This is a genomic window from Delftia sp. DS1230 (assembly GCF_040112715.1).
Lineage (GTDB): Bacteria > Pseudomonadota > Gammaproteobacteria > Burkholderiales > Burkholderiaceae_C > Comamonas > Comamonas tsuruhatensis.
Map to the genome: position 1 here is coordinate 2586822 of NZ_CP157763.1, position 11619 is coordinate 2598440.

The 11619-nt window shown below is 64.5% G+C and carries 11 protein-coding genes; 3 read left to right on the forward strand and 8 right to left on the reverse strand.

The genetic code is table 11. The annotated features are described in order from the left end of the window. The first annotated feature begins 56 nt into the window (after window positions 1-56). Window positions 57-869, forward strand: a complete 813-nt coding sequence (locus AAN986_RS11525; protein WP_047216915.1) for an AraC family transcriptional regulator — start codon at window positions 57-59, stop codon at window positions 867-869. A 76-nt stretch (window positions 870-945) separates the two neighbouring features. Next, on the forward strand, window positions 946-1332 hold the full coding sequence (locus tag AAN986_RS11530; protein WP_046240279.1) for a cupin domain-containing protein: 387 nt from the start codon (window positions 946-948) through the stop codon (window positions 1330-1332). 38 nt (window positions 1333-1370) lie between these two features. Here the strand turns inward: AAN986_RS11530 and AAN986_RS11535 are convergent, their stop codons facing one another. From AAN986_RS11535 to AAN986_RS11555, 5 genes are all read right to left on the reverse strand, one after another. After that, on the reverse strand, window positions 1371-2303 hold the full coding sequence (locus tag AAN986_RS11535) for an ankyrin repeat domain-containing protein (protein WP_047216916.1): 933 nt from the start codon (window positions 2301-2303) through the stop codon (window positions 1371-1373). A 102-nt stretch (window positions 2304-2405) separates the two neighbouring features. Continuing rightward, window positions 2406-3200, reverse strand: coding sequence for an ABC transporter ATP-binding protein (locus tag AAN986_RS11540; RefSeq protein WP_016446316.1), 795 nt, complete (start codon window positions 3198-3200; stop codon window positions 2406-2408). 169 nt (window positions 3201-3369) lie between these two features. Next, complete coding sequence (locus tag AAN986_RS11545) at window positions 3370-4254, reverse strand: ABC transporter permease (protein WP_034366175.1); 885 nt, start codon at window positions 4252-4254, stop codon at window positions 3370-3372. Between the two features lie 124 nt (window positions 4255-4378). After that, complete coding sequence (locus tag AAN986_RS11550; protein ID WP_016446314.1) at window positions 4379-5350, reverse strand: ABC transporter substrate-binding protein; 972 nt, start codon at window positions 5348-5350, stop codon at window positions 4379-4381. Window positions 5351-5754: 404 nt separating this feature from the next. Beyond that, the gene (locus AAN986_RS11555; protein ID WP_034394846.1) at window positions 5755-7455 is read right to left on the reverse strand and encodes an electron transfer flavoprotein-ubiquinone oxidoreductase; all 1701 of its coding nucleotides are present in this window, start codon (window positions 7453-7455) and stop codon (window positions 5755-5757) included. Window positions 7456-7672: 217 nt separating this feature from the next. On the opposite strand from AAN986_RS11555, the gene AAN986_RS11560 reads away from it, so the two are divergent. After that, entirely contained in the window at window positions 7673-8110 is a 438-nt protein-coding gene (locus AAN986_RS11560) for a thioesterase family protein (RefSeq protein WP_016446312.1), read from the forward strand. Window positions 8111-8278: 168 nt separating this feature from the next. Here the strand turns inward: AAN986_RS11560 and AAN986_RS11565 are convergent, their stop codons facing one another. The 3 genes from AAN986_RS11565 to AAN986_RS11575 all read right to left on the reverse strand — a co-directional run bounded on the left by AAN986_RS11565 (window position 8279) and on the right by AAN986_RS11575 (window position 11616). Beyond that, the gene (locus AAN986_RS11565; RefSeq protein ID WP_017404854.1) at window positions 8279-9304 is read right to left on the reverse strand and encodes a methionine synthase; all 1026 of its coding nucleotides are present in this window, start codon (window positions 9302-9304) and stop codon (window positions 8279-8281) included. A 103-nt stretch (window positions 9305-9407) separates the two neighbouring features. Next, a complete protein-coding gene (locus AAN986_RS11570) occupies window positions 9408-10391 on the reverse strand; it encodes a DUF1852 domain-containing protein (RefSeq protein WP_016451520.1) in 984 nt (327 codons plus the stop codon). A 208-nt stretch (window positions 10392-10599) separates the two neighbouring features. Next, window positions 10600-11616, reverse strand: coding sequence for a LacI family DNA-binding transcriptional regulator (locus AAN986_RS11575; RefSeq protein ID WP_017404855.1), 1017 nt, complete (start codon window positions 11614-11616; stop codon window positions 10600-10602). Between the last annotated feature and the right edge of the window lie 3 nt (window positions 11617-11619).

An 11619-nucleotide genomic window follows, 5' to 3' on the forward strand; every position in this document is an offset into this window, starting at 1 on the left:
ACTGGCCCGCAGTTACCATCTGCGGCTGCTTTGCACACCCCTCACCACCAACCCACATGGCAGAAACGAGCATCTCCAGCGACTGGGTCCGGCATTCGCAGCTGGGCGCAGGCCTGGAGCGTATCGAGGCCTACTTCGGCGGGCACGGCTATGCGCCCCACAGGCACGACACCTACGCGCTGGGCCTGACGCTGTCCGGCGTGCAAAGCTTTGCCTACCGCCGCAGCCAGCGGCACAGCCTGCCCGGTGGCGCCATGGTGCTGCACCCTGACGAATTGCATGACGGCCACGCGGGCACCGACGCGGGCTTTCGCTACCGCATGGTCTATGTGGAGCCGGCCCTGATCCAGCAGGTGCTGGGCGGCAGGCCCTTGCCTTTCGTCGAGGGAGGACTTTCGGCTGATCCCCGGCTCAAGGCTGCGCTGCTGCCCTTGCTGGAATGCCTGGGCGAGGACCTTGAGCCGCTGGCACGCGACGATGCCCTCTACGACCTGGCGCTGGCCCTGGAGGCCGTGGCCGGTCGGCGCAAGCTCAGGCGTCTGCCGGACCTGGTGGCCGTGGAGCGCGCCCGCGCCTGCATCCATGATTCGCTGGAGCAGGGCGTAACCCTGGAGGCGCTGTCCCAGGCCAGCGGCCTGGACCGCTGGCGGCTGTGCCGGGATTTCCGCGCGCTCTACGGCACCAGCCCCTACCGCTACCTGAGCATGCGCCGGCTGGACACCGTGCGGCGCCTGCTGCTGGCGGGGCAGGGCGTGGCCGATGCTGCACTGCAGGCCGGCTTCTTCGACCAGAGCCACATGGCGCGCCAGTTCGCCATGGCCTATGGCGTGCCGCCCGCACGCTGGCTCAGGCGCCTGGGCGCGGCCTGAGCTGCACGATCGTGCAAGACCGCAGGGAAGGCGCTTCCTAGCATGGAGGCTTCACACGCTTTCATAAGGTCTGCCCATGACGTTCCCCGTTGAAAACCGCCCCTGCGAGGCCATCAACTTCCCCGACAAATTCAGCCGCTTCACCGGCCAGTGGAGCCCCCGCGTCGTCGCCGAGATGAACGACTACCAGTTCAAGATCGTGCGCGTGCAGGGCGAGTTCATCTGGCACTCGCATGCCGAAACGGATGAAGCCTTCCTGGTGCTGGACGGCGAGCTGCGCATCGACTTCCGTGATGGCCATGTGCTGCTGCGCCAGGGCGAGCTCTACGTGGTCCCCAAAGGCACGGAGCACAAGCCCAGCGCCGAGCGGGAAGCCCGCCTCATGCTGATCGAGCCGCGCGGCGTGCTGAACACCGGGGAGGAAGGCGGCGAGAGGACGGCGTTGAACGACGTGTGGGTTTAGCGGGCTGGCGGTTGGCTGTCGCCGGGATGGCCGGCCAGCTAGAGAATGTCGCGCTCCCACTTCTGCGTTCCGTGCAGGCGGCGCGCCAGACTGTCGATGCGCCACTGTCCCGCCTTGCGATGTACGGAGAAACGGTGTTCGTATGCCATGGACTCGTTGGCGCGAAGAACGATGAGTTCCATTCTCGATGCGGATTGCTGGGTCACCGACAGCAGCAGGTCTTGCGCGGAGTGGTGGGTGGGTGTGCCAAAAGAGCTGTGGGCGTAGGCGCGCGGCTTGGAGGTGCAGTACTTGGCCACGATGTCCAGTTGCTCTGCCCAGAACTCAGGCGCGGATGCGGATGCTGCGTGCCTGGCGGCGCCTTTGCGTTCCCAGGCTTCCATGGCCAGGATGTAGGCGCGAACCACTCGTTCAGGCGTCTGCGTTTCGGTGCCCGGTGGTGTCTCTGGCCAATCCTGAGCCTGCGGTGCTACAGGCGGCGGCGGGCTGGCGCTGCCAGACCTCTCCAGCAGTGCCATGACCTGCGTATGTCCCTTGGCCCGGGCCAGCGCCCAGGCGTTTTCCTGGCGGAAATCCAGCGGTGCGGGATCGGCACCTGCCTCCAGAAGCAAGGCCACCAGTTCCGTATGGCCGGCCTGCGCGGCGCTCATCAGTGCCGTGCGGCCCAGCTCGGGCGAGGCGATTTCGATGTCGGCATTGTGCGAGAGCAGCATTGCAGCGATGGCCGCATCGCCCAGGCTCGCCGCCCAGGCCAATGCCGTGCTTCCAAGCGCCTTGCATTGCAGGTTGAGCGATGCTCCGTGGCGCAGCAGGGCGGCCACGGCCTGCGGCTGCCGCTGGATGCTGGCCTCGATCAGTGCCGTCCTGCCGGTTCCCTTGTGGCGCCAATCTATGTCTGCGCCGCGGGCCAGCTGGGCATCGATTGCCGCGACATCACCGGCACTTGCGGCCTTGAAAAGGAGATGGGACATGGGGGATCGGCTTTCTGAAGTCAAAAGGCCAGGGCAGGGGCCGTGAAAAAGGGCGCCGCAGCGCCCTTTTATCTTATGCGGGCTGTTTCAGCCCAGTTCAGCTCAGCCCAGCAGCAGCGCGTCGTCTGCCAGCTTTTCGCCGCGCACCTTCTCGAACATTTGCAGCAGGTCGGGCACGTCCATGCGGGCGCGTTCTTCGCCGCTGACGTCGAGCACCACCTGGCCCTGGTGCAGCATCACCGTGCGCTCGCCCACGTCCAGCGCCTGGCGCATGCTGTGGGTGACCATCATGGTGGTGAGCTTGGCCTCGGAGACGATGCGCGCCGTCAGCTGCAGCACGAAGTCGGCCGTGCGCGGGTCGAGCGCGGCGGTGTGCTCGTCCAGCAGCAGGATGCGCGAAGGCTGCAGCGCCGCCATCAGCAGGCTCACGGCCTGGCGCTGGCCGCCCGACAGCAGGCCGATGCGGTCGGTCAGGCGGTTTTCCAGGCCCAGGCCCAGGATGGACAGGCGCTCGCGGAAGTTGTCGCGCATCTCGGCCTTGACGGCGCGGCTCAGGCGGCGGAAGGTGCCGCGGCGCTGGGCCAGGGCCATGTTTTCCTCGATGGTCAGGTCCTCGCAGGTGCCCGCCATGGGGTCCTGGAAGACGCGGGCCACGCGTTCGGAACGTGCCCACACGGGCAGGCGCGTCATGTCCTGGCCGGCGATCTCGATGCGGCCCTTGTCCACGGACAGGTCGCCCGAGACGGCGTTCAGGAAGGTGGACTTGCCGGCGCCGTTGGAGCCGATGACGGTGACGAACTGGCCGTCGGGAATGTCCAGCGACATGCCGCGCAGCGCCCGCGTTTCGATGGGCGTGCCGGGGTTGAAGGTGATTTCGAGTTGTTGTGCGCTCAGCATGAGTGCAATCTCCGGTATTTCTTCGTTCAGTCGCTCAAGGCGTGGTGCTTGAACTGACGCTGTCCAAACTCAGGGACGCCTAGCAAGGGCCGCCCCGCAGCGATGGCGTCGTTCCCCTCCCTCGCGCAGCGAGTAGAGAGGGGGAAGCGGCATAGCCGCTCAGGGGGTGTCATTTCCTTTGCGCAAACTTGCGCTTCAGTTGGGGGATCACCAGGGCGACGGTCACCAGAAGGGCGGTGACGAGGTTCAGATCCTGGGCCTTGAGGCCGATGAAATCGCTGTTGAGGGCCGCTGCAATGAAGAAGCGGTACACGATGGCGCCCACCACCACGGCCAGCGTGGCCCAGACGATGCGGCGCGAAGGCAGGATGGACTCGCCCACGATCACGGCAGCCAGGCCGATGACGATGGTGCCGATGCCCATGGAAATGTCCGAGCCGCCCTGGGTCTGCACGAACAGCGCGCCGGCCAGGCCGACCAGGCCGTTGGAGATCGCCATGCCCAGCAGGATCATGGCGCCGGTGTTCACGCCCTGCGAGCGTGCCATGCGGGCGTTGGAGCCCGTGGCGCGGATGGCCAGGCCCCGTTCGGTGGCGAAGAACCAGTCCAGGCCCAGCTTGGCCAGCACGACGATGACGAACAGGATCACCGGGCGCATCACATAGTCGGCCACGCTGTCGGGCTGCAGCAGGGTGAACAGCGTGGTCTCGTTGATCAGCGGCACGTTGGGGCCGCCCATGATGCGCAGGTTGACCGAATACAGGCCGATCATCATCAGGATGGAGGCCAGCAGGTCCATGATCTTCAGGCGCACATTGAGCCAGCCCGTGATCAGGCCCGCGACGGCGCCAGCGGCCGTGCCGGCCAGCGTGGCCAGCCAGGGATTGGTGCCCGTGGAAATCAGGATGGCGCAGACGGCGCCGCCCAGCGGAAAGCTGCCGTCCACCGTGAGGTCGGGAAAGCGCAGCAGTCTGAACGAGATGAAGACGCCCAGCGCCACCAGGCTGAAGATCAGGCCGATCTCGACGGCACCGAGCAATGAAAAGAGGGACATAAGAAGAGCGACAGGCGCGTGGGAACGGAAAACGACTTAAAAAAAGGGCAGGGCCATGTTGCCATGGCGCCTGCCACCGTGGGCGCACTGCCCGGGTTGGTCCCGGGCAGGCAAACCCCGGGTATTACTTGATCACCTGGGCGGCCGACTTGACCAGTGCGTCGGACAGCTTGACGCCTTGCTTCTCGGCGGCGCCCGGATTCACGAACAGCTCCATCTTGGTGCTGACTTCGGTCTTGAGGTCGCCGGGCTTCTCGCCCTTGAGGATGCGCACCACCATGCGGCCGGTCTGCTCGCCCAGATCGCGGTAGTTGATGCCCAGGGCCGCCACGGCGCCGCGCTTGACGGAGTCGGTGTCCGAGGCCACCAGCGGGATCTTGGCGTCCTGGCCGACCTTGACCAGCGACTCGTAGGCCGAGACCACGTTGTTGTCGGTGTTGGTATAGATCACATCGACCTTGCCGACCAGGCTGCGCGCAGCGCTGCTGACGTCCACGGAGCGGGGAGCGGCGGCTTCCACCAGGGTCATGCCCAGCTTGGGCAGCAGGGTCTTGAGTTCCTTGACGACCACGGCGGAGTTGGCCTCGCCGGGGTTGTAGACCATGCCCACGCGCTTGGCGTTGGGCACGACCTGCTTGACCAGCTCCATCTGCTTGTCCAGGGCCAGCAGGTCGGACACGCCGGTCACGTTGTTCTTGGAAGGCTCCCAGCTGGGCACCAGCTTGGCGGCCACGGGGTCGGTCACGGCGGAGAACACCACGGGCACGGTCTTGGTGGCGGCGACCACGGCCTGGGCCGAGGGCGTGGCGATGGCGACGATGGCATCAGGCTTGTCGCCGACGAACTTGCGAGCGATCTGCGCGGCCGTGCCGGTGTTGCCCTGGGCACTCTGGTACTGCCACTTGAGGTTCTTGCCGGCTTCGTAGCCTGCTTCCTTGAGCGCGGCCTGCACGCCGTCGCGCACGGCGTCGAGTGCAGGATGCTCGACGATGGCGGTCACTGCGACCGACTTCTCGTCAGCGGCGTGGGCGCCGCCCGCAATGGCGGAAATTGCCAGGGCCAGCGCGCCCAGGGGCGCCCAAGACAAGTGCTTCATACGTGTATCTCCAACGTGCTTGTGGTTGTTCCTGTTTGCTCAGCAGAAGGCCGCACAGGACGGTCGCGGCGCTTCGCGGCAAAGTCTACTGCAGCCGCCCTGTACGCCTTGGCGTTTGGACGACCCGGTTTTCACCTATAGGTTTGTATCTAAAAATTGGCATGAAATCTGCGGGGAATGCCCTAGGTGCAACTTTTTCATGCGTCTTGGACAGGTTTGGCGATGCAGGTTTGCGTCTTCAAGGGCCTGTTTTTGGTTTTGCCGTGCATTTTTATTGCGTGCGATGGCATTTCGGATGGCCTTCTATGCTTTCTGCACCGATGTTGCTTTGACGAGGCTCAAAGAAAAAGCCTGCACAAGCAGGCTTGGGCAGGCTTCAGAGAAGGGCCGGTGTGGCGCGCGGATCACATGCCCGCGTAGTTCGGCCCTCCGCCGCCTTCGGGCGTGACCCAGACGATGTTCTGCGTGGGGTCCTTGATGTCGCAGGTCTTGCAGTGCACGCAGTTCTGGGCGTTGATCTGCAGGCGCTTGCCGCCCTGGGCCGTATCGTCCACGAACTCATAGACGCCGGCCGGGCAGTAGCGCTGCTCGGGGCCTGCGTACTTGGCCAGGTTGATGGCCACGGGCACCGAGGCGTCCTTGAGCGTCAGGTGGGCGGGCTGGTCTTCGGCGTGGTTGGTGTTGCTGATGAAGACGCTGGACAGGCGGTCGAAGGTCAGCTTGCCATCGGGCTTGGGGTAGTCGATGGGCTTGCACTCGGCCGCAGGCTTCAGGTAGGCGTGGTCGGGCTTGTCGCGGTGCAGCGTCCAGGGGATGTTGCCCTTGAGCACGAACTGCTCGATGCCGTTCATCAGCGTGGCCGTGGTCAGGCCCTTCTTGAACCAGGCCTTGAAGTTGCGCGACTTGTTCAGCTCTTCGTACAGCCAGCTGTTCTCGAAGGCCTCTACATAGGCGCCCAGCTCGTCGCCCTGGCGGCCCGCGACGATGGCGTCATAGGCGGCCTCGGCGGCCAGCATGCCGGTCTTGATGGCGGCATGGCTGCCCTTGATGCGGCTGACGTTCAGGAAACCTGCGTCGCAGCCCACGAGCGCGCCGCCCGGGAACACGAACTTGGGCAGGGACAGCAGGCCGCCGGCCGTGATAGCGCGCGCGCCGTAGCCCAGGCGCTTGGCCGGCTTGATGCCCTTGGACTCGTCGCCTTCCAGGTAGTAGCGGATGTTGGGATGGGTCTTCCAGCGCTGGAATTCCTCGAAGGGGCTCAGGTAGGGGTTGGCATAGTCCAGGCCCGTGATGAAGCCCAGCGTGACCTTGTTGTCGTCCAGGTGGTAGAGGAAGGCGCCGCCGTAGGTCTTGCTGTCCATGGGCCAGCCGGCCGTGTGCATCACGAAGCCGGGCTTGTGGCGTGCCGGGTCGATTTCCCACAGCTCCTTGATGCCCAGGCCGTAGCTTTGCGGGTCCTTGCCGGCGTCCAGCTGGTACTTGGCGATGATCTGCTTGCCCAGATGGCCGCGTGAGCCTTCGGCAAAGATCGTGTACTTGGCGTGCAGCTCCATGCCCAGCTGGAACTCGCCCGTGGGCTCGCCGTCCTTGCCGATGCCCATGTTGCCGGTGGCCACGCCCTTGACCGAACCGTCCTCGTTGTAGAGCACCTCGGCGGCAGCAAAGCCCGGGAAGATTTCAACGCCCAGTGCCTCGGCCTGCTCGCCCAGCCACTTGACCACGTAGCCCAGGCGAACGATGTAGTTGCCATGGTTCTGGAAACAGGCCGGCAGCAGGAAGTTGGGCGTGCGCAGGGCGGATTTCTCGCCCAGGAAGACCATGGCGTCATCTGTGACGGGCTGGGTCAGGGGCGCGCCCTTTTCCTTCCAGTCAGGGATCAGCTCGGTCAGCGCACGCGGGTCCATGATGGCGCCCGACAGGATGTGGGCTCCGGGTTCCGACCCCTTTTCCAGCACGACGACGGAGACATCCTGGCCTTTTTCGGCCGCCAGCTGCTTGAGGCGGATGGCCGTGGCCAGCCCGCCGGGGCCGCCGCCGACCACCACCACGTCGTATTCCATGGCTTCGCGCGGCCCGTACTGGGCCAGGATTTCTTCGTTCGTCATCGGGGTGTCTCGCTTGGATATTGAAAAACAGGATGGTCGGCAGACCGAACGTTTGTTCGGTTGCAGCGCAAAAGCCGCAATGCGGTGGATTCTATGACGTGCTTGGACCCTGCCGTTGCTGATAGGTGACAGCGCGGGAATCCGCCCTGCTGCACAGTGACCGGGGGCTGCGGGGCATGGTGCCTTGCGGTGGCGCTACAACAAGGAGACTGCAGGCATGCGCATAGAGATTCCAGAATATAAAAAATGGGTTCACGAGATGCGATTCAAAGTGCGCTGGGGCGACATGGACGCCATGGGCCATGTCAACAACGCCATGTACTTCCGCTATCTGGAGACTGCACGCATCGACTGGATGGTTGAAGCGGGCATGGCGCCTACGCCGGGCGGGCAGGGGCCGGTCATCGTCAATGCGTTCTGCAACTTCCACCAGCAGCTGGCCTATCCCGACGAAGTGCTGCTCAAGATGTACGTCAGCGACCCCGGCCGCACCACCTTCGAGACCTGGGGAACCATGGAACGCGTCTCCGAACCCGGCGTGATCTGCGCGGCCGGTGGCGGCACCGTCATCTGGGTGGACTTTCCCAGGCAGAAGGCCGTCGAGCTGCCGGGCTGGGTGCGGGAGATGGTGGGCGGCACGGCTGGCCCAGGTTGACTCAGGCTCGCCCGCTGTACCAGCCGACGTGTAGCCAGCAATGGCTGGCGGGGCTGGCCCGGTCCGGACGAACAAGCCCTTTGATGCAGGGTGCGCTGGGGTTTTTGTTCTGCCGCATTGCAGATCCATCGCAGCCCTGGGTAGCCCGGCGTGGCGGCCGGGCGCGACTTACGCAGCGGCCAACCGCTCCTTTGCCAGCCGCGTGCCTTCTGCCAGCGCTTGCAGCTTGCGCCACGCCACGTCGCGGCCCATGGGTGCGAGGCCGCAGTTCGTGCAGGGGAACAGCCGCTCCTTCGGCACGAACTCCAGCGCCCGGCCGATGGTGTCGGCCACCTCTTCGGGGGTCTCGACCACGTCGCTGGCCACGTCGATCACGCCGACCATCACGTCCTTGCCGGCCAGCAGCCTCATCAGGTCGGGCGGCACATGGGAGTGGATGCACTCCAGGCTCACCTGGTCGATGCGGCTCTTGGCCAGCGCGGGGAACACCGTCTCGTACTGGCGCCATTCATCGCCCAGGGTGCTTTTCCAGTCCGTATTGGCCTTGATCCCGTAGCCGTAGCAGATATGCACGGCCGTCGTGCAGGTCAGGCCCTGCGCCGCACGTTCCAGCGCCTGCACGCCCCAGTCGGCGGCGTCCTTCATGTAGACGTTGAAGGCGGGCTCGTCGAACTGGATGATGTCCACGCCGTCGGCCTGCAGCGCCAGGGCCTCCTGGTTGAGCAGCTCGGCGAAGGCGAAGGCCATCTTCACCCTGTCGCCATAGAAGCGGTCCGCCACGGTGTCGACGATGGTCATGGGGCCGGGCAGCGTGAACTTCAGCTTCTTCCTGGTGTGCGCGCGTGCCAGTTGGGCCTCGAAGGCATGCACGCGGCCCTTCAGGCGCAGGGCCGACACCACCTGCGGCACCATCGCGTCGTAGCGGTTGTCGCGGATGCCCATCTTCACCTTGTTTTCGAAGTCGATGCCCTCGACCTGTTCCAGGAAGCCGTGCACGAAGTGCTGGCGTGACTGCTCGCCGTCGCACACGATGTCCAGGCCTGCGTCTTCCTGGGCCTTGATCCACAGCAGGGTTGCATCGGCCTTGGCCTGGCGAAGCGCATCGCCTTCGGCCTTCCACTGGGGCCAGAGCTTGTTGGTTTCAGCCAGCCAGGCGGGCTTGGGCAGGCTGCCGGCGATCGAGGTTTCGAACATCTGGGAATTCCTTCAAATCAAACAGGGGTATGGCGGGCGTGCTCCGGGACGGTTTTCCCGGCCCGCCACGGATTGGGTGCCATGGCAGGCATGGCGGCGGATGCTACAGGGCGAAATCGGCAGCCCATTGCTCAAGCACATTCTTGTACGGCTTGATGAAGTGCTGCTCTGCAAACTTGCCCTGCTTGACAGCCAACTGGCTGCGCTCTTCCCGGTCATAGACAATCTGCGTCGACGAGTAATCGTGATTCTTCAGGCTGGGTTGATAGAGCATCCCGGCTGCAGAATTCGCGTTGTAGATTTCGGGGCGATAAATCTTCTGGAAGGTCTCCATGGTGCTGATCGTGCCGATCAGCTCGATATTCGTATAGTCGTTCAGCAGGTCGCCGTGAAAGTAGAAGGCCAGTGGCGCAACGCCATTTGGAGGCATGAAGAAGCGAACCTGCATTCCCATCTTCTCGAAATACCGGTCGGTCGAGGAGAACTCGCTCTGCCGATACTCGATGCCCAGTATGGGGTGCCGGTTTCCGGTGCGCTGGTAGGTCTTGCTGGTGGACACGCTGATACAGATGACGGGCGGCTTGTCGAAGTGCTGCCTGTAGGTGCCTGAACTGGAAAATTGCCTGAACAGCTTTCCATGCAAGTCGCCAAAATCATCGGGGGTGCCGAATTCGGATCGGTTGGCGTTGTACTCCGCAAGCACAACGCTGAAATCGTAGTCGCGCACGTAGGATGAGAAATTGTTCCCTGCGATGCCGTCTATGCGCTTGTGGTTCTTCTTGTCGAGGATGCTGGTCTTCAATATCTCGATCAACGGAAACGCACCAAGGCCGTTTCTGGCGCCAATTCCCATTTCGACCGAGATGATCTCGAGCTCCACCGAGTAGCGATCTCCCGTGGGATTGTCCCAGTGGGCCAGGTCGTTGAAGCGGTTGTCAATCATCCTCAGCGTGTTGCGCAGGTTCTGCTGCCGGCAATCGCCACGGGCCAGATTGGCAAAGTTGGTGGTAATTCGCGTGCTGTCCGATGGTTGATAGTCTTCATCGAAACGAATGCGCTTGAGATGGAAGCTGAGTTCTTGGTTCATTGTGATCTGCGACCTGATTCATGCCCTTGCCGAAAACTGCGGGCAAGCAATAGGTGCGGATGTTATGGACGGCAATCGATGAAGTAAAGTGGTCTTATCTCATGAAACCATGAGCCTGGTTCATCAAAAGCCGGCAGGCCAGAGTGCATCCCGCTCAGCGCGGTGGAGCCAGTCGGTATCCGGGCCAGTTCCGACCGCGCCGCGGTCTTCAGGCTGACTGGCGCAGCACCAGCTTGGGCCTGGCCAACAACTGCTGGCGGGGCTGGCCCGGATGGGCCATGCGTGCCAGCAGCAAGGTGGCAGCCTGTTCGCCAAGCTCGGCGGGGCGCACGTCCACCGTGCTCAGGGGGGGATGGGAATGCGCGGCATCGAACACGTTGTCGAAGCCCATGAGCGCGAAGTCTTTGCCTGCGCGCAGTCCGTTTTCGTCCAGGGCAGACAGTGCGCCAAAGGCCACCAGATCGTTGTAGCAGATGGCCGCCTTGATGGCTGGCTGCGCGGCCAGCAGGCTGCGCATGGCGTCATGCCCTCCCGTGCGCGTGGGGCTGGCGGAGAAAACCAGATCTTCATCGAAAGCCAGGCCCGCATCGGCAAAGGCGGCCCTGCAGCCGCTCAGGCGCTGCTCCAGCATCAGGCCGTCCAGCCCTCCCAGAAAACCGATGCGGCGATGCCCGGCCGCCAGCAGGTGGCGCGTGGCCGCCGCCACGCCATGGGCGTTGTCGGCGCCTGCGAAGTCGTAGCTTCCCTCGCCCAGCGTGCGGATCATGACCACCAGGGGAATGCCCCATGACTGCAGGTCCTGCGCCAGCGAGGCCGGCGTGTCCAGCGCCGGGCACAGCGCAATGCCTGCCGCGTTGTGCTCGCGCATGGTGGTCAGCACTTTTTGCTGGCGCTCCAGGCTTTCGCTGGTGTGGGCCATGAGCGTGATGAAGCCGGCATCGGCCAGCCTGCGCTCCAGCCCCGCCAGCACCTCGGCAAAGAAGGGGTTCATCAGGTCGTTGATCACGACTCCGACCATGTTGGACGACTGGCGCCGCAGCTCTCCGGCGCGGCGGTTGTAGACGTAGCCGAGCTGCGCTGCCGCTGCACGCACGCGCTCCGATGTCTCGGCCGGAATCAGGGGGCTGCCCTTGAGCACCAGCGACACCGTTGATTTGGAGACCTGGGCCGCAGCCGCCACGTCAAGGATGGTCACGGCGCGCACGGAAGGGGGCTTGTTCATCATGGT

Excerpts from the sequence above, each read along its gene's own strand:
- AAN986_RS11575 (WP_017404855.1), bottom strand. The coding sequence starts at position 11,616 with ATGATGAACAAGCCCCCTTCCGTGCGCGCCGTGACCATCCTTGACGTG.
- AAN986_RS11550 (WP_016446314.1), bottom strand. The coding sequence starts at position 5,350 with ATGAAGCACTTGTCTTGGGCGCCCCTGGGCGCGCTGGCCCTGGCAATT.
- AAN986_RS11525 (WP_047216915.1), top strand. The coding sequence starts at position 57 with ATGGCAGAAACGAGCATCTCCAGCGACTGGGTCCGGCATTCGCAGCTG.
- AAN986_RS11555 (WP_034394846.1), bottom strand. The coding sequence starts at position 7,455 with ATGACGAACGAAGAAATCCTGGCCCAGTACGGGCCGCGCGAAGCCATG.
- AAN986_RS11535 (WP_047216916.1), bottom strand. The coding sequence starts at position 2,303 with ATGTCCCATCTCCTTTTCAAGGCCGCAAGTGCCGGTGATGTCGCGGCA.
- AAN986_RS11530 (WP_046240279.1), top strand. The coding sequence starts at position 946 with ATGACGTTCCCCGTTGAAAACCGCCCCTGCGAGGCCATCAACTTCCCC.
- AAN986_RS11545 (WP_034366175.1), bottom strand. The coding sequence starts at position 4,254 with ATGTCCCTCTTTTCATTGCTCGGTGCCGTCGAGATCGGCCTGATCTTC.
- AAN986_RS11560 (WP_016446312.1), top strand. The coding sequence starts at position 7,673 with ATGCGCATAGAGATTCCAGAATATAAAAAATGGGTTCACGAGATGCGA.
- AAN986_RS11570 (WP_016451520.1), bottom strand. The coding sequence starts at position 10,391 with ATGAACCAAGAACTCAGCTTCCATCTCAAGCGCATTCGTTTCGATGAA.
- AAN986_RS11540 (WP_016446316.1), bottom strand. The coding sequence starts at position 3,200 with ATGCTGAGCGCACAACAACTCGAAATCACCTTCAACCCCGGCACGCCC.
- AAN986_RS11565 (WP_017404854.1), bottom strand. The coding sequence starts at position 9,304 with ATGTTCGAAACCTCGATCGCCGGCAGCCTGCCCAAGCCCGCCTGGCTG.